Consider the following 24,904-nt stretch of genomic DNA (forward strand, 5'->3'; position numbering starts at 1 on the left):
GGACCTCATTCCGAGGTCCCCCCCCGCCTCCGTCTTTGGGACCAGGCCGGTCACCACAACCGGCCGGTGATCACTGCTGCTGATAGCGTGCTCTTGCACATTGTTTGCAACTACTGCATGTAAGCAGCTTGGAGGCGGGATCGGCATGGCGACCTACACACTTCCGGAACTCCCCTACGACTACGCGGCGCTGGCCCCGGTCATCAGCCCCGAGATCATCGAGCTGCACCACGACAAGCACCACGCGGCGTATGTGAAGGGTGCGAACGACACCCTGGAGCAGCTCGCCGAGGCGCGCGACAAGGACCAGTGGGGCAGCATCAACGGCCTGGAGAAGAACCTCGCGTTCCACCTCTCCGGCCACATCCTGCACAGCATCTACTGGCACAACATGACCGGTGAGGGCGGCGGCGAGCCGCTGGAGAAGGACGGTGTGGGCGAGCTGGCCGACGCGATCGCCGAGTCCTTCGGCTCGTTCGCGAAGTTCAAGGCCCAGCTGACCAAGGCCTCCGCCACCACCCAGGGCTCCGGCTGGGGCGTCCTCGCCTACGAGCCGGTCACCGGCCGGCTGATCGTCGAGCAGATCTACGACCACCAGGGCAACGTCGGCCAGGGCTCGGTCCCGATCCTGGTCTTCGACGCCTGGGAGCACGCCTTCTACCTGCAGTACAAGAACCAGAAGGTGGACTTCATCGAGGCCATGTGGCAGGTCGTGAACTGGCAGGACGTCGCCAAGCGGTACCGCTCCGCTCAGGAGCGGGCGAACAACCTGCTGCTGGCTCCGTAACGGCGTTACAGACGTCCCGCCTCGTGATCGTCTTCTCACCTTTCGCTTGGCGGGCGGAAGAACGGCGAGGCCCCACGAGGACGTGACTCGTGGGGCCTCGCCCGTGTTCGTCCACGGGCCGGTGGTCGGTCTGTGCCCACCCGTTCCGCCCAGCGGAACGACTGCCCACAGCCCGGGTCTCAGTCGAAAATCGGGCCCTGCGTCCGGGTCCGCTTGATCTCGTAGAAGCCCGGGATGGACGCGACCATCAGCGTGCCGTCCCACAGCTTGGCGGCCTCCTCGCCCTTGGGGGCCGGGGTGACGACCGGGCCGAAGAAGGCGATCTGGTCGCCGTCGTGACCCGGGACGGCGATGACGGGAGTGCCGACTTCCTGGCCGACCAGGTCGATGCCTTCCTTGTGGGAGGCGCGCAGCTCCGCGTCGTAGGCGTCGGAGTCCGCGGCGTCGGCCAGCTCGGCGGGCAGGCCGGCCTCCGCGAGGGCGTCCACGATCGTCTCGCGGGTGCGCTCCAGACCGCGGTTGTGGAAGCGGGTGCCGAGCGCGGTGTAGAGCGGGCCGAGCACCTCGCTGCCGTGCTGCTGCTCGGCGGCGATGCACACCCGCACCGGGCCCCAGGCGGTCTTGAGCAGTTCGCGGTACTCCTCGGGCAGCTCGTCGAGCCGGTCCTCGTTCAGCACCGCCAGGCTCATCACATGCCAGCGCACCTCGACCGGGCGGACCTTCTCCACCTCCAGCATCCAGCGGGAGGTCATCCAGGCCCAGGGGCACAGCGGGTCGAACCAGAAGTCTGCGGGGGTCTTCGCGGTCTCGGACACGGGGTCTCCTCTTCACGGCTGTGCGCGTAGGTCAACGGTGCAGTTCCTGGAAGGTTCAACCGCCGGTGGGCGTGCCATGATTCCCCGTGTTCGATATTCGAGACGAGGACGAGGGAGTCACGGCGTGCCAGGTGAGAATCTTTCCCGGGACGAAGCACGTGAGCGGGGCCGGCTGCTGAGCGTCGACGCCTACGACGTGGCGCTGGACGTCCGCTCAGCGGTCGCCCGTGACGCGTCGGCCGAGACCTTCCGCTCCCTGACCACCCTCCGCTTCCGCTGCGCCGAGCCCGGCGCCTCGACCTTCGTGGACCTGCTGGCACCGTCGGTCACCTCGGTCACCCTCAACGGCCGGGAGCTGGACCCCGGGGCGGTGTTCGACGGCACCCGGATCGCGCTGGGCGGGCTGGCCGCCGAGAACACCCTCGTCGTCGACGCGCAGTGCGCCTACAGCCGGACCGGTGAGGGCCTGCACCGCTTCGTGGACCCCGAGGACGGCGAGGTCTACCTCTACACGCAGTACGAACCGGCCGACTCCCGCCGGGTCTTCGCGAACTTCGAACAGCCCGACCTGAAGGCCCCGTTCACCTTCGAGGTGACCGCCCCCGAGGGCTGGCTGGTGGTCAGCAACGGCGCGCAGGAGGGCGGGGCCGAGGGCGGCCGGCACCGTTTCGCGACGACGAAGCCGATCTCGACGTACATCACGGCCGTGGTCGCCGGCCCGTACCACTTCGTCTCCGACACCTACCGGCGCACCTTCGAGGACGGGACGGAGCTGGAGATCCCGCTGGGCGCGCTGTGCCGCAAGGGCCTGGCGAAGCACTTCGACGCGGACGACGTCTTCACCGTCACCAAGCAGGGCCTGGACTTCTTCCACGACCACTTCGACTTCCCGTACCCGTTCGGGAAGTACGACACCGCCTTCGTCCCGGAGTACAACCTCGGGGCGATGGAGAACCCCGGCTGTGTCACCTTCCGCGAGGAGTTCATCTTCCGCGGGAAGGTGACCGAGGCGTCCTACGAGCGCCGGGCCAACGTCATCCTGCACGAGATGGCGCACATGTGGTTCGGCGATCTGGTCACCATGCAGTGGTGGGACGACCTGTGGCTCAAGGAGTCCTACGCGGACTTCATGGGGGCCTTCGCGCTGGTGGAGGCGACCCGCTTCCGGGGCGGCTGGATCACCTTCGCCAACCGCCGCAAGTCCTGGGCCTACCGCGCCGACCAGCTGCCCTCCACCCACCCGGTCACCGCCGACATCCGTGACCTGGAGGACGCCAAGCTCAACTTCGACGGCATCACCTACGCCAAGGGCGCCGCGGTCCTCAAGCAGCTGGTGGCGTATGTGGGGCAGGAGGCGTTCCTGGAGGGCGCCCGGCGCTACTTCAAGCGGCACGCCTACGGCAACACCCGGCTGACGGACCTGCTGACGGTGCTGGAGGAGACGTCCGGCCGGGACCTGGCGAGCTGGTCGCGTGCCTGGCTGGAGACCGCGGGCGTCAACTCCCTGACCCCGCAGGTGACCTATGACGCCAAGGACCGGATCACCGAGCTGAGCATCCTCCAGGAGGCGGCACCCGAGCAGCCCGAGCTGCGGCCGCACCGGGTCGCGGTGGGCCTCTACCGGCGCCAGGGCGCGGACCCGGCGCTGGTGCGCTACGCCCGTGCGGAGGTGGACGTCTCCGGGCCGCGGACGGTCGTCCCGGAGCTGGCCGGTGCCGAGCGGCCCGAGCTGGTCCTGGTCAACGACGACGATCTGACGTACTGCAAGGTCCGTTTCGACGAGGGGTCGCTGGCCACCCTGCGGGCCCGGCTCGGCGATCTGGCCGACCCGATGGCGCGGGCGCTGTGCTGGGCCGCGCTGTGGGGTCTGACCCGGGACGGGCTGATGCCGGCCCGCGACTACCTCGGCCTGGTGCGGCGGTTCGCGGGCCAGGAGACCGACATCGGTGTGCTGCAGTCGCTGCACGGGCAGGCGCAGACGGCGCTGGAGTACTACTCCGCGCCGGACCGCCGGGAGCCCGCGGCGCGGGACCTGGCCGAGGGCGCGCTGCACGAGCTGCGGCTGGCCGCGCCCGGCAGCGGCCATCAGCTCACCTGGGCCCGGCACTTCGCCGCGCTCGCCACCACGCCCGCCGATCTCCAGCTGCTCAAGGGCCTGCTGGACGGTACGGCGAAGATCGACGGCCTGGACGTGGACCAGGAGCTGCGCTGGACCCTGCTGGAGCCGCTGGCCGCCCACGGTGTCGCGGACGAGGCGGTGCTCGCCGCCGAGCTGGCCCGTGACGACACCGCGTCCGGCAAGCGCCACCAGGTGCGCTGTCTGGCCGCCCGCCCCTCGGCCGCGGTGAAGGCGCAGGCGTGGGCGGACGTCGTGGAGTCCGATGCGCTCTCCAACGCGCTGGTGGAGGCGACGATCGCCGGGTTCGCGCAGCCCGGGCAGCGGGAGCTGCTGGCCCCGTACGCCCCGCGCTACTTCGCGGAGATCGAGCGGGTGTGGCGGGAGCGGTCCATCGAGATCGCGATGGATGTGGTGCGCGGGCTGTTCCCGTCCTGGCAGGTGGAGCAGGCCACGCTGGACGCCGCGGACCGCTGGCTGGACGGGCACGGCCAGGCGGCCCCGGCGCTGCGCCGGATGGTGCTGGAGGAGCGGGACGATCTGGCCCGTGCGCTGCGGGCACAGGCTTGTGACGAGGCGGCCGGGGCACGGCCGTAACCCCCGTGACGACCAGCCTTTTTCGGCAGTCGAACGCCCGTACTTTAGTACAGGGTTGTCCGGTTTGTGGTACGGGCGTGTAACAGCGGTTAAGGGGCGGAGCGGGGGCGGGAATCGACCCGGCATGAACCACGACACCCCGCTCTCCCCCCTCCCCCTCCAGCACCTGACCGCCTCCCGGTGCCGGGTGATGACCACCCGTCAGCTGCGCGAGCACGGCATCGCGGCGGCGGAGACCACCGAACGCTGCCGCCCCGGCGGCAGCTGGCAACAAGTGCTCCCGGGCATCTACCTGCTCCATGCGGGGCCGCCCACCAGCGAGGAGCGGCTGCATGCGGTCCTGCTGTACGCCAGTCACCGGGGGCCGACCGTCCCCCGGCAGGGCAGTCCCTCGGGGGACGCCCCGGAGGCGATGATCACGGGCCTGGCGGCGCTCGCCCTGCACGGCTTCACCGAGGCGCCCCCGCTGCTCGCCCTGGACCGCATCGAGGTGCTGGTCTCCCGCACCCGGCGGCTGCGCTCCACCGGCTTCGCGCGGATCCTGCGGGCGGTGGAACTGCCCGTCCCGCAGGACGTCACGGGGGTGCCGGCCGCGCCGGTGCCGCGTGCGCTGGCGGACGCGATCGGCACGCTCACCGACGCCTCGGCGGTGCGCCGGCTGCTGACCGAGGCGGTCCGCGGCGGCCACTGCGAGGCGAGTGCGGTGGTACGGGAGCTGAGCCGGGCCCGGCTGCTGACCCGGCCGCACGTGGTGGACGCGGTGGACACCCTGCTGGCCGAGGGCCGGGCGCTGGCGGAGCAGCAGTTGTACGCCATGGTGCGGGAGCACGGGCTGCCGGACCCGCTGTGGAACGTCGATCTGCGGCTGCCGGGCGGGCCGCACCTGGGCGGTGTGGACGCCTTCTGGCCGGAGCACTCGGTGGCCCTGGAGATCGACACCCGGGCACCGCGCGCCGAGGAGGACCCGCTGCACTCGCCGTTCTTCCACAAGCGCGAGCATCTGGAGCGCCTGGGCATCACCGTCGTCCGCTGTCTGCCCCGCACCCTGCGCCAGTCCCCGGAGCAGCAGGCCGCGGTGGTCCGTACGGCCCTGATGGCCGCCGGGGACCGGGAGCCGGGTGCGTATGTGGTGGTCCTGCCGCGGTAGTGCGGCCCCGGGCCGGTCAGCGCCGCTTGAGCAGCAGCTCGACGTTGCGGTCCCGGGCCGTGCCCGCGAGGTCCGTACGGGACTGGGGCGCGTTGAAGGACAGCTCGCGGTAGAGGGCGGCCAGCCCGGTCTGCGAGAGGTCGGTGAAGTCCGTGCGGTGCGGGGCGGCCGACTCGACCAGGGTGGTGAACAGCGACAGCGTGCCGTCGTGGTTGTCCACCAGCTCGATGACCCGGGCCAGTTGCGGGAAGTCGATGTGCGAGGCGGTGGAGATCTCCCAGAAGCCGCCGTGCGCCATGATCTCGTTCTTGTGGCTGTGGCCGTTGATCCAGCCGACGACCGCGGGGTGCGCGGCCAGCACCTCGACCAGCTCCGGGCCGCCGTGCCGCTTCTCGTGCGGCCGGGCCGGGTCGGGGCGGGTGTTGTTCATCGTCTTGCTGGTGTGGTGGCTGAAGACCAGCACATGGGCCTTCTCGCCCTTCCCGTTCTCCTTCAGGGTCCGCTCCAGCCAGCGCAGTTGGGCGTCGCCGACCGAGCCGGTGTAGTGGCCGCCGGGGTCGGTGGTGTCCAGGCTGATGCCGAGGACGTCGTCGGAGATCCGGAAGCTGTAGTAGAGGCGGGTCCCGTCGAGGTGCGCGGCGGTGTAGCCGTGGCCGTGCGGGCCGGGGCCGGTGTGCGCCGGGTCCAGGTGGGCGCGCAGATACTCGGCCCGGGTGAAGGGGGCGCGCCGCTCGTCGGGGGTGACCCTCCTGGACTGCTTGGCGTGCGACTTCAGCAGCCGCTTGAAGTCCTCCCCCTTGGGGTCGAGGCCGTCCTTGACCGCCTGCCACACCTTCGCGGCCTCGGCGGAGGGCAGCGTCTCCAGCTTGTGCTCGCCGGTGGCGACCTCGGTCCAGAACGGGTCACCGGGCGCATAGCAGCCGCCGGGCAGCGAGTCGTGGTTGCCGACCGTCGAGTACCAGGGCATCCGCAGGCCGGGGCTGTGGACGGTCCGGATCGCCGCGTCCAGGAACCCGTCCAGCCGGGGGAAGCCCAGCGCCTTGTCGGCGTCGCGCACCGCGCTGTCCGGCTGCCAGTACAGCTTCAGCCCGCTGTCCTGGACGCCTTCGTAGCGGCGCGGGTCGCCGGAATTCGGGGTGATCCGGCCGCCGCTCATGGCGGTCAGGTACCACTCCAGCTCCAGCTTGGAGTTGTTGTCGGTGTTGTCGCCGGTGGTCATCACGAAGGACAGCGGGGCGCCGGTGGCGGGCCCGCCGGGCAGCGCGTTGACCCGCTCGATCAGCGAGACGACCCCGGCCACGGACAGCGCCTCCTGCGGCCGCCAGGCGCTGGCGGTCTCGGCGCGCAGGTACTCGTAGCGCAGCGGGCTCTGTACGTCGACCAGGTGCAGATCGGTGAACTGCACGAACGAGGCCAGCGCGGTACGCCGCCCGTCCCGTCCGCCGTGTGCGGTGCCCAGCTCGGTGCGTACCACCCGGTCCCAGGCGGGGCCGTCGCCGAGCCGGCGGAAGCCGCCGCTGCCGCGCGGGGCGGACACACCGCCGAGGGTGGTGCCCCGGGTGTAGGGGACGCGGGGGACGGCGGGGGCCTCGACCGGTACGGGCGCCGCCGGGGCCGGGCCGGGGCTGACGGTGGCGGCCTGCGCCGTCCGGTCGGGGCCGAAGGCGAGCCCGAGTCCGGTGGCGGCGCCGACGGCTCCGGTGGCGGCGAGGAACGTACGGCGGTCGAGAGTGGCGGCGGCGGACCGTATACGGGACATACGCGGGCTCCCCGGGTGCGAACGCAAAGGCGGCCGGGCAGCACAACTGCCCTGTCACCTTGGATGGTTGGCAGCGGGGGTGACCTGGACGTGAACGCCACCGCAACGCGGAGAACCCATCACCGCACAGGGATCTCCGTGTCATCGGCCGGTCACCGGCCCCTGTTGCCGTCGGCGGACGCCGGTCACCGGCCGTTCACCCGGCGGGGCAGCGGGGGCGGCACGGCCGTCCGGTCAGCCGCACTCCGCCCCCGCCCGGCCCGCTATGCGCCACCGGCCTCCCCGCCGCGCGGCCACACGGCGAGGGCGACCAGCACGGCGGCCCAGACGCCCAGCGGCAGCAGCGGCCAGTAGAACTCCAGCTCACCCTTGTGGAAGCAGTGCACACCCCAGACCGCCGACATGATCACGGCGCCGCCGAGCCAGTAGCGCCACTCCTCGATCCATGCCCGCAGGTCCCTGCGGTCCCGCTCCCGGTCCGAGATCCGCTCGGCAGGATCACGTCGCTCCGCCATCCCTGTCCCCCTTCGCGTCAGCACGCCTTTGAAGCCGCACTCCATTTTGAGAATACGACCGTATCTCAAAAAGAATACACCCGTATCCTGACGGGGACGCGCCGGCGGAGACCGCCCGACGGCGGGAGTGAGGAGGAGCACACCGTGCCCAGAACCGTGGACCGTGCGCAGCAGCGCCGGCAGATCGGTGCGGCGGTTCTGCGCCTCGCCGCGGAGCAGGGCCTGGACGAGGTCAGCGTGCGCACCGTGGCCGCCGCGGCCGGCCGCTCACCGGGTGCCGTACAGAAGTACTTCCGCACCAAGGACGAGCTGCTGGCCTTCGCCGCCGAGCTGGCCGGTGAACGCGTCGAGGAGCGGATGGCCGCCGTCGAGCGCGGTCTGCCACCGCGTGAGGCGCTGCGGGCACTCGTCCTCGCCACCCTCCCCGTGGACGCCGAACGCCGGGCCGAGGCCGCGGCCCAGCTGGCCTTCGCCACCCGCGCGGCCCACCATCCCGGGCTCGGCGCGATCCGCCGGCAGGTCGACCAGGGGGTCCGGGAGGCCCTCGGCGGCTGGCTGGCGTCCGCCGGGCACGGCCGCGGCCCGGATCCGGCCGCCGACTGCCTGGCCCTCGCGGATGCCGTACTCGCGCTGTCCGACGGGCTGGCGCTGCGGCTGCTGTACGCGCCCGACGACCGGGACGCGCTGCTGTGCGCCCTCGACCGCGCGCTGGAGGCGCTGCTTCCGCCCCCGGTGCCGCATCCTTGAAAGGTGGATTCCGGCGCCGTCCACGCTCCACGGAATGGAACGGATTGGACAACGCGACGGGTATCACACACATGATGGAGGCACTACTGAGCAGGTGTTCCGAGCAGACACCCATGTCAGGCCAGAAAGAAGGAGTCCCATGAGGATCGGAATCGTCGGAGCCACCGGACAGGTCGGCGGCGTGGTGCGGGGCATCCTCGCCGAGCGGAACTTCCCGGTCGAGCAGCTGCGGCTGTTCGCTTCGGCCCGGTCCGCCGGACGCACCCTTCCGTGGCAGGACACCGAGATCACCGTCGAGGACGCGGCCACCGCCGACTACTCGGCGCTGGACATCGTGATCTTCTCGGCCGGCGGCGCCACGTCCAAGGCACTGGCGGAGAAGGTCGCCGACGCCGGACCGGTCGTGATCGACAACTCCTCGGCCTGGCGCCGTGACCCCCAGGTCCCGCTGGTCGTCTCCGAGGTCAACCCGCAGGCCATCACGGACCGGCCCAAGGGCATCATCGCCAACCCGAACTGCACGACCATGGCCGCCATGCCGGTGCTGCGTCCGCTGCACGACGAGGCCGGTCTGGTCTCGCTGGTCGTCGCCACCTACCAGGCGGTCTCCGGCAGCGGTCTGGCCGGTGTGGAGGAGCTGGAGGGCCAGGTCCGCAAGGTCATCGAGCAGGACGCCACCAAGCTGACGCACGACGGTGGCGCGGTGGAGTTCCCGGAGCCCGACAAGTACGTCGCCCCGATCGCCTTCAATGTGCTGCCGATGGCCGGCTCGATCGTCGACGACGGGCTGAACGAGACCGACGAGGAGCAGAAGCTCCGCCACGAGAGCCGCAAGATCCTGGAGATCCCGGACCTGAAGGTGTCCGGCACCTGTGTCCGCGTCCCGGTCTTCACCGGTCACTCGCTGCAGGTCAACGCCCGCTTCGCGCGTCCGCTCAGCCCCGCCCGGGCCCAGGAGCTGCTGGCCGGCGCCCCCGGCGTCACCCTCTCCGACGTGCCCACCCCGCTCCAGGCCGCCGGCCAGGACGCGTCCTTCGTGGGCCGCATCCGTGAGGACGAGACCGCCGAGAACGGCCTGGCGCTGTTCGTCTCCAACGACAACCTCCGCAAGGGCGCGGCGCTGAACGCCGTCCAGATCGCGGAGCTGGTCGCCGCGGAGCTGCGCGGCTGACCGCCCCCGGCGCAAAACGGCGGGTGCCCGTACGGAGTCTCCGTACGGGCACCCGCCGTTTTCACGGTCAGGGCCGCCGGACCTCGAAGTGGAAGCAGCCGTACTCCACGGCCCGGACGTGCACCAGCGCCACCTCCGGGTCCGCGAACGCCTCCCCGAGGGCCGCGTCGAACGCCGCCGGGGCGTCCCCCGGGACCTCCAGGAGCCGGCCGCCGACGATCTCGCCCCGGGCGTTGTAGCGGCGCAGCACCCGCAGGGCGCCCGCCCGCACGGCCGGATAGCGGCCGGCCGCGGCGTCCGGGCCGCCGCACGGCTCGGCGTGGACGAACACCGGGCCCTGCTCGTCGTAGGCCCCGGGCTGCGCCCCGGTCGCGTCCGCCCAGCGGCGCAGCGGCGCGTACGAGACCAGCGCGACCCGCTCGCCGGCGCGGACGTCGCGCAGACAGCAGCGCAGCGGACTGCCGACGGCGTCCAGCGGCACCCCGTCCTCGCGGGCGGTGAACGGCGCGGCGGGCCGCCCGGCGTCGTCGGTTGCGCAGAGCTCCTTGTGGGCGGTCGCCGGGAGAGGAAGTGCGGTGTAGGTCGTCATGGGCCCAGCCTCGTGCGCGCGGGCCGCGCGCGCTGGCGGGAATCGGACGCCGTGATCGGCGCGCGCTCCGGAGTGCCGGAAGCCGGCCCGGCGCGGGTGCTCTCCACTCCTTCGATCACCACCCCGCGGAGGCCGGACCACGTGGAAGGATGGCCGAAGAGTCCGATGTGATGACGCATGCGAAGGAGATGGCCGGGTGCCTGGCACAAATCTGACCCGCGACGAGGCGCAGGAGCGGGCGCGCCTGCTGACCGTGGACGCGTATGAGATCGATCTCGACCTCTCCGCCGCGCAGGAGGGGGGCGCCCCCGGGTCGGCCGAGGACGGGAGCGCAGGAGGCACGTACCGGTCCGTGACGACGGTGCGGTTCGACGTCGCCGAGGCGGGCGCGGACTCCTTCATCGATCTGGTGGCGCCGGCCGTGCGCGAAGTGGTGCTCAACGGCGAGGCGCTGGATCCGGGCGAGGTGTTCAAGGACTCGCGGATCGCGCTGACGGGGCTGCGGGCCGGCCGCAACGATCTGACGGTCGTGGCGGACTGCGCCTACACCAACACCGGTGAGGGGCTGCACCGTTTCGTCGACCCGGTCGACCAACAGGCCTATCTGTACACACAGTTCGAGGTGCCGGACGCCCGTCGGGTGTTCGCTTCCTTCGAGCAGCCGGATCTGAAGGCGACCTTCCAGTTCACCGTGAAGGCCCCGGAGGGCTGGACGGTGATCTCCAATTCGCCGACGCCGGAGCCGAGCGACAACGTCTGGCGCTTCGAGCCGACCCCGCGGATCTCGACCTACATCACCGCGCTGATCGCCGGCCCGTACCACAGCGTGCACAGCTCGTACGAGAAGGACGGGCGGACGGTGCCGCTGGGCATCTACTGCCGGCCGTCGCTGGCCGAGCACCTGGACGCCGACGAGATCTTCGCGGTCACCCGGCAGGGCTTCGAGTGGTTCCAGGAGAAGTTCGACTACGACTACCCGTTCGCGAAGTACGACCAGCTCTTCGTGCCGGAGTTCAACGCCGGCGCGATGGAGAACGCGGGCGCGGTGACCATCCGTGACCAGTACGTCTTCCGGTCCAAGGTGACGGACGCGGCGTACGAGGTGCGCGCGGAGACGATCCTGCACGAGCTGGCGCACATGTGGTTCGGCGACCTGGTCACCATGGAGTGGTGGAACGACCTGTGGCTGAACGAGTCGTTCGCCACCTACACCTCGATCGCCTGCCAGGCCTACGCCCCGGGCTCGAAGTGGCCGCACTCGTGGACGACGTTCGCCAACTCCATGAAGACCTGGGCCTACCGGCAGGACCAGCTGCCGTCCACGCACCCGATCATGGCCGAGATCAATGACCTCGACGATGTGCTGGTCAACTTCGACGGCATCACCTACGCCAAGGGCGCCAGCGTCCTCAAGCAGCTGGTGGCCTATGTCGGCATGGACGAGTTCTTCCAGGGCGTGCAGGCCTATTTCAAGGCGCACGCCTACGGCAACACCCGGCTCTCGGATCTGCTCGGCGCGCTGGAGGAGACCTCCGGCCGTGACCTGAAGACCTGGTCGAAGAAGTGGCTGGAGACCGCCGGGATCAACATCCTGCGGCCGGAGATCGAGGTGGACGGCGCCGGCGTCATCACCTCCTTCGCGGTGAAGCAGGAGGCTCCGGCGCTGCCGGCCGGCGCCAAGGGCGAGCCGGTGCTGCGGCCGCACCGGATCGCGGTCGGCGCCTACGAGCTGCGGGACGGCAAGCTGGTGCGGACCGAGCGCATCGAGCTGGACGTGGACGGTGAACTGACCGCCGTGCCCCAGCTGGTGGGCAAGGCGCGGCCGGCCGTCATCCTCCTCAACGACGACGATCTGTCGTACGCCAAGGTCCGGCTGGACGAGGAGTCGCTGAAGGCCGTCACCGAACACCTCGGCGACTTCACCGAGTCGCTGCCGCGCGCCCTGTCGTGGGCGTCGGCCTGGGACATGACGCGGGACGCCGAACTCCCCGCCCGCGACTATCTGTCGCTGGTGCTGTCGGGCATCGGCAAGGAGTCGGACATCGGCGTCGTCCAGTCGCTGCACCGCCAGGTGAAGCTGGCGCTGGACCTGTACGCGGCTCCGGAGTGGCGCGAGACGGGTCTGGCGACGTGGACCGCGGCGGCCCTGGAGCAGCTGCGGGCGGCCGAGCCGGGCAGCGACCACCAGCTGGCGTGGGCCCGTGCGTTCGCCGCCTCGGCCCGTACGGACGCGCAACTGGACCTGCTGCAGGGCCTGCTGGACGGTACGGAGGAGATCTCCGGGCTGGCCGTGGACACCGAGCTGCGCTGGGCGCTGCTGCAGCGGCTGGCGGCCACCGGCAGGGCGGACGAGAAGGCCATCGCGGCGGAGCTGGACCGGGACAAGACCTCCGCGGGCGAGCGGCACGCCGCGACCGCGCGCGCGGCGCGTCCCACCGCGGAGGCGAAGGCCGAGGCCTGGGCCTCGGTCGTGGAGTCGGACAAGCTCCCCAACTCCCTGCAGGAGGCCGTCATCGGCGGCTTCGTCCAGCCGGACCAGCGGGAGCTGCTGGCGCCGTACACCGCGAAGTACTTCGCCGCGGTGAAGGACATCTGGAACTCCCGCAGCCATGAGATGGCGCAGCAGATCGTGGTGGGTCTCTACCCGGCGCTGCAGGTCTCGCAGGAGACCCTGGACACCACGGACGCCTGGCTGGCCTCGGCCGACCCGAGCCCGGCGCTGCGCCGGCTGATGACCGAGTCGCGGGCGGGGATCGAGCGGGCGCTGAAGGCGCAGCGGGCCGACGCGGCGGCCTGACCGGTCCGCCTCCCGGCACTGCCGGGGTGGTGCCGCCCGGCGGACGGGCGCCCGGTGCGCTCCGTCCGCCGGGCGGGCCGGGGGCCGCCGGGCCCCGTCCCCCTCCGGCGGGGTCCGGCGGAAAACGGGGGTGCGGCTCAGCCGCCCAGCGCGTCGAAGCGGCGGCCGAGTGCGGCGCGGCCGGCCTCGGTGAGGTCGCCGTGCAGCCGCATCCGGGCGAGGCCGCCGTCGGGGAAGACGTCCAGCCGTACGTGGGTGGCGGTGACGGCCGCCGGCAGGGCGAAGCGGTGCGGGGTGTCGGGCTGGAGCTTCGTCTTCGGCAGGATCTCGAACCAGGAGGCCTCGTCGGCCGGGTCGCCGTTGCACCCGGACAGGGCGGCCCAGCCCGCGGAGTTGCCCTTGAGGTAGGCGGTGTCGATCTCCACCGCCCGGATCTCGCCCTGCGCGGCGAGACGGAAGCGCACCCAGTCGTGGGTGCCCTTGACCCGGCGGCGGCGGTTCTCCCAGCCGTCGTCCATCTTGCGGGAGAGATCGGGCCGGATGATCTGGGCGGGCGAGGAGTAGAAGCGGTCGGAGGCGTCCTCGACGGTGCCGCCGTGCAGCACGGAGGCCAGGTCGAGGGTGCCGAGCACATCGAGCCACGCCGGGTCCGGCACGACCTCGCCGTGGACCCGGAGGCGGGCTATGCCCCCGTCGGGGTGCTGCTTGAGCCGCAGATGCGTGAATCGGCGCTCGACGGTGACCTCGAAGCCGTTGGCGGCGTGGCCGCGGACGGGGGTGCGCGGGACCAGCTCCTCCCACTTCACCTCGTCGGCGAGCAGCTCCTCGGGGCCGGGGCTGCCGGGCAGCGAGGTGGCCTCGACGGAGACCTGCTGGGGGTAGTTGCCGCGGAAGTGGGCGGTGTCGACGACGATGCCGCGGATCACGCCAGGGGCGGCGAGCCGGATCAGCGCCCAGTCGTGGTCGTCGTCGGTGGGGAAGGGGTGGTCGCCGTCGGTGCCGCGGCGGCGCCGGGTCTCCCAGCCGTCCATGATCTTGCCCTTGTGGCCGAAGTGCTCGGGGTCGAAGACCGCCGGAGCCGGCTTCAGCAGATTCTCGCGCTCGGCGAAGAACTCGTCGTTCGCGGCGATCACACCGGCACCGAGGCGGCGGTCGGCGAGGTCGACGAGCGAGGTGAAGGGGAAGTCCCCGCCGCGGTAGTCGGCGTAGGGGTCTCCGCCGCCGTACGGGTTGGCGTCGTTGGCGTGCGGATCAGTGGTGTCGGCGGCCGGGTTGGCGGTCATCGTTGCCCTTCGATGGTGGGGAGGTGCGGACCGCTTCACGGTCGCAGCGGACCACCCCACAGGTCCATCGAAAGTTTTTGAGGAATACGTTCAGCTGGACTGAACGGTTTCCTCTCCCGGCGGCTGCGCGGCGGCCGCCTGCCGCAGCGCGGCCAGCACCCGGGCCAGCCCCGGCGCCCCCTCGGAGCCGCGCCGGGCGGCTGCGATCACATGACGGCGCGGCTGGTCCGCGTGCAGCACCCGCAGCGCGACCCCGTCACTGCCGCGCTCCCGCACGCCGCGGCCCGCGCCGACGCCGCCCGCCATGGCCATCCGGGGCACCAGCGCCACCCCCATCCCCGCCGCGACCATCGCCCAGATCGCGCTCCAGTCGGCGGCGGCATGCGCCTGCTCGGGCACGAACCCGGCGTTCTCACAGGCGGCGGTGGTGATCTGCGACCAGGGTCCGCTGCTGCCGAAGATCCAGGGCTCGCCCGCCAGATCGGCCAGCCGCAGCCCCGGTTCGGCGGCCAGCGGATGACCGGCCGGCAGCGCCACGTCCAGCGGGTCGGCGAGCAGCGCGACCCGGCTGAACTTGGGGTCGCGCGGGGTGGGGGCGTGCGCGGCCAGCGACAGCGCCAGATCGACGCTGCCCTCCGCCAGCAGCTCGTACGCGGCCTCCGCCTCGGCCTCCCGTACGGCGACCGACAGCCCCGGGTGGCTGCGGCGCAGCTCCTGTACGGCGGGGACCACCAGCGCGGGAATGGCGGTGGAGAACGCCCCGACCCGCACCTGGCCGGCCTCGCCCTGGAGGTAGCCGAGCAGCTCCGCGTCGGCGCGCTCCAGCTGGGCGAAGACCGCCTCGGCGTGCCGCAGCACCAGCTGGGCGGCGTCGGTCAGCCGCACCCGCCGGCCGTGGGCCTCCAGCAGCGTCACCCCGAGCGCCTTGGCCAGCCCGGTCAGCTGCTGGGAGACCGCCGAGGGCGTCATGTGCAGCGCCTCGGCGGTCGCGGTGACCGTGCCCAGCTCGTGGAGGGTGCGCAGGATGCGCAGCTTCTTGAGGTCCCAGTCGGCCATGCGCGAAGCGTACGCACCCGCCGCCGCGGTCACCGCTGACCACGGCAGCGGGGAGCCGTCCGGGTCAGGCCCGGCGGTTGGCCTCGCGGCGGGCGAGGATGGCGGCCTGGCGCTCGTCGAACTTCCGCGCCTGGCCGTCCAGGCCGTCCATGAACAGGCCCAGCTCCTCCTGCGCCGCCAGCCCGGCCGGACCCAGTCCGCCGATCTCCAGCACCTTCAGGTAGCGCAGCACCGGCTGCAGCACATCGTCGTGGTGGATCCGCAGGTTGTAGATCCCGCCGATGGCCATCCGGGCGGCGGACCGCTCGAAGCCGGGCATCCCGTGGCCGGGCATCCGGAAGCCGGTGACGACATCGCGCACCGCGCACATCGTCTGGTCGGGCGCCATCTCGAAGGCCGCACCGAGGAGGTTGCGGTAGAAGACCATGTGGAGGTTCTCGTCGGTGGCGATCCGGGCCAGCATCCGGTCGCAGACCGGGTCACCGGAGTGGTGGCCGGTGTTGCGGTGCGAGATGCGGGTGGCCAGCTCCTGGAAGGCGACGTACGCCACCGAGTGCAGCATGCTGTGCGAGTTGTCGGACTCGAAGCCCTCCGACATGTGGGCCATGCGGAACCGCTCCAGCTCGTCCGGGTCGACGGCCCGGCTGGTGAGCAGGTAGTCGCGCATCACGATGCCGTGGCGGCCCTCCTCGGCGGTCCAGCGGTGCACCCAGGTGCCCCAGGCGCCGTCGCGGCCGAAGAGGGTGGCGATCTCGTGGTGGTAGCTGGGGAGGTTGTCCTCGGTGAGGAGGTTCACCACCAGGGCGATCCGGCCGATGTCGCTGACCTTGGACTGCTCGGGCTCCCAGGCCTCGCCGTCCAGCGGTCCGGGGAAGTTGCGCCCGTCGCTCCACGGTACGTACTCGTGGGGCATCCACTCCTTGGCGATCTTCAGATGGCGGTTGAGTTCCTTCTCGACGACCTCTTCGAGCGCGTAGAGCAGCTGGGCGTCGCTCCAGGCGGCCTGGCCGAGCTCTCCGTTATGGCGGGCAGGGGCGATGGTCACGGGGGAACTCCTGGGGACGATGACCTACGGGTCCGTAGGTTTGACCTACGGCTGCGTAGGTTACGTCATCGTAGGTTAGGGCCGGTTAAACACAGCCCTCGCGCAAACCGGCCGAAAATCGCGCGATAGCCGCCTCGCAACACCTTTTCCACCTGCGGAAATATCCGGGTACGACAAAGGGCGCCCATCGGTTCTTGTAACCGATGGGCGCCCTTGAGGCGTCACTGGTGCCCGGTGTCAGGCCTTGGAGCCGGCCTTCTTGGGGGACTTGTCGCCCACCATGACCAGCCCGGCGATGACCAGGAAGAGAACGATGGGCAAAGCGACGAAGAGGCCGAGCGTCTCGATCACGCTCAGACCCGGACCCGGGTCGTCACCATCGTCGCGGGTGAGCGCAAACGCGGGGGACGACATCAGCAGCATCAGCGCGGTGCCGGCGGTGATGGTTCCGGCGCGCAGGACATTCTTATTGACCTTGTTGCTCACGAAGTCAACGTATCGGACGCCTCTGCGCCGCGCGCGCCCGGGGTGGCACAACCGGCGGCCCCGCGGGCTCAGCCGCCGGCGGCCCGGCTGCGGTGCAGCGTGACCGGTGCCACCCGGCCCGGCCCGCGGGACTCCTCGACGACGACCCGTACGGCGTCCGCGGTCACCGGCCGTGGGAGCGCGAGAATCCGCCGGTGCCCGATGGTGGTGCCGTGCGCGAGCGTCGTCCAGGTGCCGCCGGTCCGCGCCCGGACGGTGAACCGCTCGACCCGCTGGCCGTGCCGGATGTCCTCGGCGATCCCGATCCGGTCGAAGGTCCAGGGCCCGGGCCCGGCCGTGCGCAGATCCGTGCCGTAGGTCTCACGCACGGCGGTCCCGAAGGCGGTGAGCGAGGCGACGTCCTCGGCGGCGATCCGGCCGTCCCTGGCGGGCGGGACGTTCAGCAGCAGCGAGGCGTTGCGGCCCACGCTCTTCTCGTACAGGTCCATCAGCTGCGCCGGCGTCTTGGGGCGTTCGCCGGGGTGGTGGAACCAGCCGGGGCGCAACGAGACATCGGCCTCGGCCGGGTACCACTGGAGGTACTTGGTGGTGGGCGCGAGGAGCTTGGCGCGGGAGCCGATGTCGGGGTCGGTGGAGTCGTTCGGCAGTCCGCCGGCCATCACGGTCCAGGGATCGTCGGCGGACGGGGTGACGCTCCACTCCGTCTCGCGGGCGATGCCGTTCTCGTTGCCGACCCAGCGGGCGCCCTGCGGCCCGGCGAAGACGACGGTGTCCGGGGAGAGCCGGTGGATCATCCGGAACCACTCGGCGACGTGGTACTTCTGCGTGATCCCGGCGTCCGACCAGGGGTTCGCGCCGTCCAGCCACAGTTCGTCGAGCGGGCCGTAGCGGGTGAAGAGTTCGTAGACCTGGTTGAGGTAGTAGGCGTCGTAGTCGTCCGCCCGGACCCGGAAGGCGGGCAGCGCGCCGCTGCGGACCGCGGCGGCGCGGTCGTCGCCGGGGACGAGGGTGGGGATGGTGCGCTCGGTGACCTCGCTGCCGTTGCCGAAGCGGCCCAGGCCGCGGGGCGCCCGGTCACCGTCCTCCAGGGCGACCCGCTCGGGCAGGCTGAGCGGGATGCCCTCCTGCTGCTTCTTGCGGATCTCCGCGACCCACCGTGCGTGCCAGGCGTGCGGGAGTTCGGCGCCGTCGGAGGGCGAGAGGTAGATGCCGACCTTCAGCCCGGCGCGGCGGGCGGCCTTGACGTACGCGCCCACGACATCCGGGCTGCCGGGACTGGCGGCGACGGAGTGCGGGGTGTAGCGGCTCGGGTAGAGCACGAAGCCGTCGTGGTGCTTGGCGGTCAGCATCACCTGCTCGGCGCCGGCCGCCTTGTACGCGCGCATCCACTGGCCGGCGTCGATACGGGAGGGCCTGAACAGCTTCTCGTCCTCGGCGCCGGAGCCCCATTCGCGGTCCGTGAAGGTGTTCATCCCGAAGTGCGTGAAGGCGGTGACCTCCCGTTGCTGCCAGGAGAGTTGACCCTTGGTGGGAACGATGCGGGCGGCCTTGTCGATGATCCGGGCCGGGGTGTCACAGGGTTCGACGGCCATCTGGGAGGCGGGGCGCACGGGCCGGTCGCAGGGGCCGGCGGGGGCGCTCGACGGCGACCGGGCCAGGGAGCTCTGGACGGGGGCGAGCGCGGCGGCCGCGGTGAGCGCGAGCGCGCACAGCGTCCGCCGGGTGCTGCGAAGTGCCATGGTTCCCTCCAACTCGCCGACCACGCTGGGCCAATGGTCGGATGTCTGGATGGTGTCCACGGCATGGTGCCGGACGGTGCGAGGTACCGGAAGGGGGTGTGCGTCGAGCGGTGCCGGGGGTGCGCCTAGCGGTAACCGTCCGACAACTCCCGCATCAGGGCGTGCAGTCGCGGTGAGGCGGCCAGCTCTTCCAGGGTGTGCGGACGGCCGTCGGGGCCGGCGATCGGCAGGCGCCAGTTGGGGTATTCATCCCATGTCCCGGGGAGGTTCTGCGGGCGCCGGTCCCCCACCGCGTCGGGCAGCCAGACGCCGACCATCCGCGCCGGGGTGCGCAGCAGGAAGCGGTGCACGGCCTTGACCGCCGCCTCCTCGTCACCCTGCCCCTCGGGCAGCAGTCCGCGCCGCACCAACTCCCCCATCCACTCGGCGAGTTCATAGGTCGCCCGGGACCGCTCCCGCTCCGGCGGGCCGGCGAGCAGCCCGAGCCGTTCGCGCAGCGCGACATCCGCACCGGTCAGCCGGGCCGCGGTGGTCGGCAGATCGTGGGTGGTGACGGTGGCGAGACAGCCGCTGCGCCATTCGCCGGGCGCCAGGATGCGGGCGGCGGCGCCGGGCCCGGGGGCGGCTTCCCGGGCCGCGACGTCCTCGCCCGCCGGGCCCCTGCCGGACCCGTCGGGCACGGCCTCCGGCGCCCTGGCCGCGCCGGGGCCGTCCGCCGCTTCCGACGCTTCCGCCGCCTCGGCCCGCGGCGCCGCATCCCGCTCCCCGCCCCCGTAGTCCCGTTCGAACCACAGCACCGACGTCCCCAGCACACCCCGGGCGGCGAGCGCATCGCGGACGCCCGGCTCGACCGTGCCCAGGTCCTCGCCGATCACCGCGGCACCGGCCCGCTGCGCCTCCAGGGCCAGCACGGAGAGCATCGCCTCACCGTCGTAGCGGACGTAGGCGCCCTCCGTCGGCGGCCGGCCCTCCGGGACCCACCACAGCCGGAACAGCCCCATCACATGGTCGATCCGCAGCGCACCGGCGTGCCGCAGCAGTCCGCGCAGCAGCTCCCGGTAGGGGGCGTAGCCCGCGGCAGCCAGCGCGTCGGGGCGCCAGGGCGGCAGGCCCCAGTCCTGGCCGCGGGCGTTGAAGGCGTCCGGTGGTGCCCCGATGGACATCCCGGCGGCGAAGGCGTCCTGCTGCGCCCAGGTGTCGGCGCCGGAGGGATGGACACCGACGGCGAGGTCGTGCACCAGCCCGATGGCCATCCCGGCGTCCCGCGCGGCCCGTTGGGCGGCGGCCAGCTGCTGGTCGGTGAGCCAGGCCAGCCGGCAGTGGAAGTCGATCCGGTCCAGCAGCCGGTGCCGCAGCCGGGCGGTGCCCGGGGACCGTGGATCGCGCAGCCCGTCGGGCCAGCCGCGCCAGTCCGGCCCGTGCCGCTCGGCGATCGCGCACCAGGTGGCGTGGTCCTCCAGCGCCTGGCCCTGCTCGGCGAGGAAGTCGCAGTACGCGGCCCGCCGGCCCGGGCTGAGCGGGACCGCCCACAGCAGCTCCAGCGCCTCCCGCTTGAGCGCCCAGACGGCGTCCCGGTCGATCAGCGCGCCCCCTTCGAGCACCTCGGAACGGAGCGTATGGGCGCGGGCGGCCAGCTCGTCGGCCCGTAAGCGCGCGGTGCCGGCGAGGTCGGCGTACTCCGGGATGTGTTCGATCCGCAGATGGACCGGGTCGGGGAAGCGGCGCGAGGAGGGCCGGTAGGGCGACGGGTCGGTGGGCGGGCCGGGGACGGCCGCATGCAGCGGGTTGAGCTGGACGAAGCCGGTGCCCAGGGCGCGCCCGGACCAGGCCGCGAGATCGGCGAGGTCCCCGAGGTCGCCCATGCCCCAGGACCGCCGGGACAGCAGCGAGTAGAGCTGCACCAGAAAGCCGTGGCTGCGGCCGGGCGGTGCGGGCACCCGGTCGGGCGCGACGATCAATGGGGCGCGGGCGGTCCGGCCGCCGGGGGTTTGGGCCTCCAGCACATGGATGCCCAGGGGCAGCCGGGTGAGCGCCGCCGGATCGGGCGCCCCCAGGTCCGCCGTCCCCCCGCCTTCGGTCTCGACCCGGAGGACGGTGCCTTCGGGGAGACCCGTGAGGTCGGGTGGCCGGTCAGGGCGGGCGACGACGGTGCGGGGAAGCAGGGCACGGCCCGCGCCGTCCTCGTACGCGGCCAGGGCGGTGCGTACGGCGTGCGGGGTCGAGGCGTCGACCCCGAGTGCGGCGAGTACGGCGACGAGGGTGTCGTCGGCGGTCTGGACGCTCTTGCCCGGCGAGGGTGCGTACGACGTGGCGACGCCGTGCAACCGGGCGAGCCGCGCGCGGCCCATGGGTCCTCAGACCTCCATGGACTCCGTACCCATGCCCGCGGCCGTCGGCTCGCTGGTCAGCGGCAGCTCGGCGGCGATCGGGACCTCGCTGGTCAGTGGCGCGGCGTCGGCGAGCGGGGGCTCGCTGGTCAGGGGCGGCTCGACGAAGCTGTAGGAGCCGGAGCCGTCGAGGCCGGAATCGGGGTCGGACACCCCGTCGAAGATGTCGGGCTCCATCGTCGCACCTCCCGGTTTGGAGGACAGGGCGTCGAGGAGCAGTTGAGCGGATGCGGCCACGAGGGCCTCCCGTTCATCGGTAGTGGGACACGTGGGCCCTACCCACTCGACACGTTCGCAGACGTATCTGCTCACGAAACGTGACCCACGTCTCATTATCCCCCACGCAGGCGATTTCACTGCGGCGGACACCGACAGGCGCAGAGAACGCGCAGAAAGCGGGCCCCGCGACGAAAGTTCTGCGGACCGGCGGCCCCCCGTGCACCCCTCCTGCAACACCGTACGTACCCGTCCGTACACCCCCGTCCAGGACCCCGCCATGGCCTGGTTGACACCCTCACCGCCACAATGGTGGGCTCACGGCCGAAGGTCTGTCCGAACGGGCATCGGCGGGGAAAACGGGGCGCCGGTGCAGACCGGTAAGCGATGGACGGGGACGAGGAGCAGCCGTGCGAGGCCGGGGCGTATGGAGCGTCGGAAAAATCGGTAGGGGCGGCAGGGGAAGCGGCGCGGGTGCCCGCGCGCGGGTGGCGGGGACCACCGCACTGGCCGCCGCGGTCATCGGGGGTCTGCTCGGCGGGGCGCCGGGCGCCCAGGCCGCGCCCGCGGACCCCGCCATCGGCACGCCCGAGCAGCCGGACCGGCCGGCCGGGGCGGGGCGAACGCCCGCCGTCTGGCCGCGCCCCCAGTCGATGCAGGAGCTCGGCGCCGCCGTGCCCCTCTCCGGCGAGGCGGCACTGGTGGCGGCGCCGGACACCGATCCGTACGCGCTGGACGTGCTGCGCGGGCTGCTGCGCGACGCCGGGGTGCACACCGTCCGGACTCTGGCGCCCGGCGACCGGCTGCCCGCGGCCGGGCCGGTGATCCGGGTAGGCGGCGAGCAGGCCGCGGACGCGCTGCGGGCGCTGCGGGCACCGGCCCGCGGGGATCTGCCCTCCGGCGGCTACCGGCTGGCCGTGGGCCAGGTCGCGGGCCGGGACACGGTCGCCCTGGACGGCGTCGGCCCGGACGGCCTCTTCCACGCCGCGCAGACGCTGCGGCAGCTGGTCACGGACCGCGATCAAGGGGAAGCATCGCGCAGCGATTCCGGCCGGGGTGGTGGCGGGCGACGGGTGGGCGGGGGACGGCAGCTGGCCTCGGTGACCGTGCGGGACTGGCCCGGTACGGCCGTGCGCGGCACCACCGAGGGGTTCTTCGGGCAGCCGTGGAGCCGTCCGCAGCGGCTCGCCCAGCTGGACTTCATGGGGCGCACCAAGCAGAACCACTATCTGTACGCGCCCGGCGACGACCCGTACCGGCAGGCCCGCTGGCGCGACCCCTACCCGGCCGAGCAGCGCGCCGACTTCCGGGCGCTGGCCGAGCGGGCCCGCGCCAACCACGTCACGCTGGGCTGGGCCCTCGCCCCCGGCCAGGCGCTGTGCTTCTCCTCCGAGGAGGACCTGCGGGCGCTGCGGCGCAAGGTGGACGCGATGTGGGCGCTGGGGGTGCGGTCCTTCCAGCTGCAGTTCCAGGACGTCAGCTACAGCGAATGGCACTGCGACGACGACCAGGACACCTTCGGCGCCGGCCCGCGGGCCGCGGCCAAGGCACAGGCCCGCGTCGCCAACGCCCTCGCCGCGCACCTCGCGGAGCGCCATCCGCAGGCCCCGCCGCTGTCGCTGATGCCGACCGAGTACTACCAGGACGGCTCGACGGCGTACCGCAGCGCACTGTCCGATGAGCTCGGCGACCGGGTCGAGGTGGCCTGGACCGGTGTCGGTGTGGTCCCGCGCACCATCACCGGCGGGGAACTGTCCACCGCCCGCCAGGCGTTCGGCCACCCGCTGGTGACCATGGACAACTACCCGGTCAACGACTACGCCCCGGACCGGATCTTCCTCGGCCCCTACCGGGGCCGTGAGCCGGCCGTCGCCACCGGCTCCTCGGCGCTGTTCGCCAACGCCATGGAGCAGCCGCTCGCCTCCCGTATCCCGCTGTTCACGGCCGCCGACTACGCGTGGAACCCCCGCAACTACCGCCCCGCGGAGTCCTGGGAGGCGGCCGTCGACGATCTGGCGGGCGGCGATCCGCGGGCCCGTGCCGCGCTGCGGGCGCTGGCCGGCAACGACTCCTCCTCGGTGCTGGACCGGAGCGAGTCGAAGTATCTGCGGGTGCTGATCAACCGCTTCTGGGCGGCCCGCGAGGCGGCGACCAACCACGGCCGGCCCGGCCGGGACGCGGACCTCGCCAAGGCGGCCCGGGCGCTGCGGAACGCGTTCCGGACCATGAGCAGCGCCCCCGACGACCTGCATGCGGATCTGGCCGCCGAGGTCCGCCCCTGGGCCGAGCAGCTGGCCCGCTACGGCAGCGCCGGTGTGCACGCCGTGGACACGCTGATGGCGCAGGCCCACGACGACGGCGACACCGCCTGGTCCGCGCAGCGCACGGCGCAGCGGCTGCGCAAGGAGATCGGGCGCAGCCCGGCGACGGTCGGCAAGGGGGTGCTCGCACCGTTCCTGGAGCGGGCGATGACCGAGGCCGACGCCTGGACCGGCGCCCGCCACGAGACCCCCCGGCCCGACGGGAAGGACGACGGCCCGACGTCGCTGACCGTGCCCTTCGAGCGGGCCCGCCGGCTGGCCGCGGTCACCGCCCTGACCGAGCCGGGCCCCGCCGCGGGCGCCGTGTCCCTGGAGGCGCATGTCCCCGGCGAGGGCTGGCGCCGCCTCGGCCGGCTCTCCGTCACCGGCTGGACGGAGTCGCGCACCCCGCGGCTGCGCGCCGACGCGGTACGGCTGACCTGGGCGAACGGCACGAAGGCGCCGTCCGTGAAGGCGCTGACCCCCTGGTTCGAGGACACCCCGCCGGCCGGGCTCGAACTGTCCCGCAAGGAGGCGGACGCCCAGAACGGCGGCAGTGCGACGGTGGACGCCCTGATCTACTCCCGCCGCCCCGGCGACATCCACGAGAAGCTGACGGTCAAGGCGCCCAAGGGCTTCACCGTGCACGCCCCGAAGGAGGTCACCGCACCACGGGGCGGCACCGCCACGGTCCGCATCACGGTCGATGTCCCCGAGGACGCCCGCTCCGGGACGTACGAGATCCCGGTGGACTTCGGCGGCGCGGAGCAGACGCTGACGGTGCGGACCTACCCGCCCACCGGCGGCAAGGACCTGGCACGCGGCACCGTCGCCACCTCCTCCGGCGACGAGACGCCCGATTTCCCGGCCTCGGCGGCCACCGACGGCGATCCCAGAACCCGCTGGTCGTCCACAGCCGAGGACGGTGCCTGGCTGCAGTTCGCCCTGGCCCATCCGACCCGCCTGGGCCGGCTCGTCCTGAACTGGCAGGACGCCTACGCCTCCGGCTACCGCGTCCAGGTCTCCCCGGACGGCCGCACCTGGCGTACGGCGGCCACGGTCCGGGACGGCAAGGGCGGCCGGGAGTCCGTCCGGATGGACGCCAGGGACGCCCGGTTCGTCCGCATCCAGGGCGACAAGCGGGCCACCCGCTTCGGCTACTCACTGTGGTCGGTGGAGGCCTACGCGGTCACGGAGCCGGGCGGGCAGGACAGGCCGGGCGGCGAGGGCAAGCCTGGCGGCGAGGACGGGTCGGGAGACAAGGACCAGCCGGCCGGCGGAGGCAAGCGCTGAACGACGTCCGAGGGCCGTCGGGAGCCGCGCACACAGCGCGCCCCCCACGGCCCCCGGAC

Annotated in this window: 18 protein-coding genes; 7 read left to right on the forward strand and 11 right to left on the reverse strand. The window is 72.6% G+C overall.

Features of this window, described 5'->3' with window-relative positions; translation table 11 throughout:
• The first annotated feature begins 145 nt into the window (after positions 1 to 145).
• Positions 146 to 787 (forward strand): superoxide dismutase, encoded by a 642-nt coding sequence (locus tag NUT86_RS14700; RefSeq protein ID WP_018088280.1) that lies wholly within the window; start codon positions 146 to 148, stop codon positions 785 to 787.
• A 179-nt stretch (positions 788 to 966) separates the two neighbouring features.
• On the opposite strand, the gene NUT86_RS14705 is transcribed toward NUT86_RS14700, so the two are convergent.
• Complete coding sequence (locus tag NUT86_RS14705; protein WP_018088281.1) at positions 967 to 1,602, reverse strand: mycothiol-dependent nitroreductase Rv2466c family protein; 636 nt, start codon at positions 1,600 to 1,602, stop codon at positions 967 to 969.
• Between the two features lie 124 nt (positions 1,603 to 1,726).
• Here NUT86_RS14705 and pepN (NUT86_RS14710) point away from each other — a divergent pair, with 124 nt between their 5' ends.
• Positions 1,727 to 4,315 carry an aminopeptidase N gene (gene pepN, locus NUT86_RS14710; RefSeq protein WP_274735621.1) on the forward strand — a complete coding sequence of 863 codons (2,589 nt, stop codon included), beginning with the start codon at positions 1,727 to 1,729 and terminating at the stop codon, positions 4,313 to 4,315.
• Between the two features lie 124 nt (positions 4,316 to 4,439).
• Positions 4,440 to 5,462, forward strand: a complete 1,023-nt coding sequence (locus NUT86_RS14715; protein WP_018088283.1) for a hypothetical protein — start codon at positions 4,440 to 4,442, stop codon at positions 5,460 to 5,462.
• 16 nt (positions 5,463 to 5,478) lie between these two features.
• On the opposite strand, the gene NUT86_RS14720 is transcribed toward NUT86_RS14715, so the two are convergent.
• Positions 5,479 to 7,221, reverse strand: coding sequence for a TIGR03767 family metallophosphoesterase (locus NUT86_RS14720; RefSeq protein WP_274735624.1), 1,743 nt, complete (start codon positions 7,219 to 7,221; stop codon positions 5,479 to 5,481).
• A 263-nt stretch (positions 7,222 to 7,484) separates the two neighbouring features.
• Positions 7,485 to 7,736 carry a hypothetical protein gene (locus NUT86_RS14725; RefSeq protein ID WP_018088285.1) on the reverse strand — a complete coding sequence of 84 codons (252 nt, stop codon included), beginning with the start codon at positions 7,734 to 7,736 and terminating at the stop codon, positions 7,485 to 7,487.
• Between the two features lie 144 nt (positions 7,737 to 7,880).
• On the opposite strand from NUT86_RS14725, the gene NUT86_RS14730 reads away from it, so the two are divergent.
• On the forward strand, positions 7,881 to 8,483 hold the full coding sequence (locus NUT86_RS14730) for a TetR/AcrR family transcriptional regulator (protein ID WP_229838193.1): 603 nt from the start codon (positions 7,881 to 7,883) through the stop codon (positions 8,481 to 8,483).
• Between the two features lie 139 nt (positions 8,484 to 8,622).
• Positions 8,623 to 9,654 (forward strand): aspartate-semialdehyde dehydrogenase, encoded by a 1,032-nt coding sequence (locus NUT86_RS14735; protein WP_018088287.1) that lies wholly within the window; start codon positions 8,623 to 8,625, stop codon positions 9,652 to 9,654.
• 67 nt (positions 9,655 to 9,721) lie between these two features.
• Here the strand turns inward: NUT86_RS14735 and NUT86_RS14740 are convergent, their stop codons facing one another.
• The gene (locus NUT86_RS14740; RefSeq protein ID WP_159488253.1) at positions 9,722 to 10,243 is read right to left on the reverse strand and encodes a DUF1203 domain-containing protein; all 522 of its coding nucleotides are present in this window, start codon (positions 10,241 to 10,243) and stop codon (positions 9,722 to 9,724) included.
• 196 nt (positions 10,244 to 10,439) lie between these two features.
• Between NUT86_RS14740 and pepN (NUT86_RS14745) the strand changes: the two genes are divergently transcribed.
• Positions 10,440 to 13,040: an aminopeptidase N gene (pepN, locus tag NUT86_RS14745; protein WP_159488252.1), complete on the forward strand. Its 2,601-nt coding sequence runs from the start codon at positions 10,440 to 10,442 to the stop codon at positions 13,038 to 13,040.
• Between the two features lie 137 nt (positions 13,041 to 13,177).
• Here pepN (NUT86_RS14745) and alc read toward each other — a convergent pair whose 3' ends face one another.
• From alc to NUT86_RS14780, 7 genes are all read right to left on the reverse strand, one after another.
• The gene (gene alc, locus NUT86_RS14750; protein WP_159488251.1) at positions 13,178 to 14,323 is read right to left on the reverse strand and encodes an allantoicase; all 1,146 of its coding nucleotides are present in this window, start codon (positions 14,321 to 14,323) and stop codon (positions 13,178 to 13,180) included.
• A gap of 90 nt (positions 14,324 to 14,413) precedes the next feature.
• A complete protein-coding gene (locus tag NUT86_RS14755; RefSeq protein ID WP_159488250.1) occupies positions 14,414 to 15,379 on the reverse strand; it encodes a LysR family transcriptional regulator in 966 nt (321 codons plus the stop codon).
• Positions 15,380 to 15,443: 64 nt separating this feature from the next.
• A complete protein-coding gene (locus NUT86_RS14760) occupies positions 15,444 to 16,424 on the reverse strand; it encodes an acyl-ACP desaturase (protein ID WP_018088292.1) in 981 nt (326 codons plus the stop codon).
• A gap of 237 nt (positions 16,425 to 16,661) precedes the next feature.
• Positions 16,662 to 16,910 (reverse strand): hypothetical protein, encoded by a 249-nt coding sequence (locus tag NUT86_RS14765; protein WP_026169401.1) that lies wholly within the window; start codon positions 16,908 to 16,910, stop codon positions 16,662 to 16,664.
• A gap of 68 nt (positions 16,911 to 16,978) precedes the next feature.
• Complete coding sequence (locus tag NUT86_RS14770) at positions 16,979 to 18,649, reverse strand: alpha-L-fucosidase (RefSeq protein ID WP_274735629.1); 1,671 nt, start codon at positions 18,647 to 18,649, stop codon at positions 16,979 to 16,981.
• 125 nt (positions 18,650 to 18,774) lie between these two features.
• Positions 18,775 to 20,997: a 4-alpha-glucanotransferase gene (gene malQ / locus NUT86_RS14775; protein ID WP_274735630.1), complete on the reverse strand. Its 2,223-nt coding sequence runs from the start codon at positions 20,995 to 20,997 to the stop codon at positions 18,775 to 18,777.
• Between the two features lie 6 nt (positions 20,998 to 21,003).
• Positions 21,004 to 21,273, reverse strand: a complete 270-nt coding sequence (locus NUT86_RS14780; RefSeq protein ID WP_026169402.1) for a hypothetical protein — start codon at positions 21,271 to 21,273, stop codon at positions 21,004 to 21,006.
• A 467-nt stretch (positions 21,274 to 21,740) separates the two neighbouring features.
• Here NUT86_RS14780 and NUT86_RS14785 point away from each other — a divergent pair, with 467 nt between their 5' ends.
• Positions 21,741 to 24,845, forward strand: a complete 3,105-nt coding sequence (locus tag NUT86_RS14785) for a beta-N-acetylglucosaminidase domain-containing protein (RefSeq protein WP_274735631.1) — start codon at positions 21,741 to 21,743, stop codon at positions 24,843 to 24,845.
• The last annotated feature ends 59 nt before the right edge of the window (positions 24,846 to 24,904 follow it).

This window comes from Streptomyces sp. G7(2002), from assembly GCF_028870195.1.
Lineage (GTDB): Bacteria > Actinomycetota > Actinomycetes > Streptomycetales > Streptomycetaceae > Streptomyces > Streptomyces nigrescens.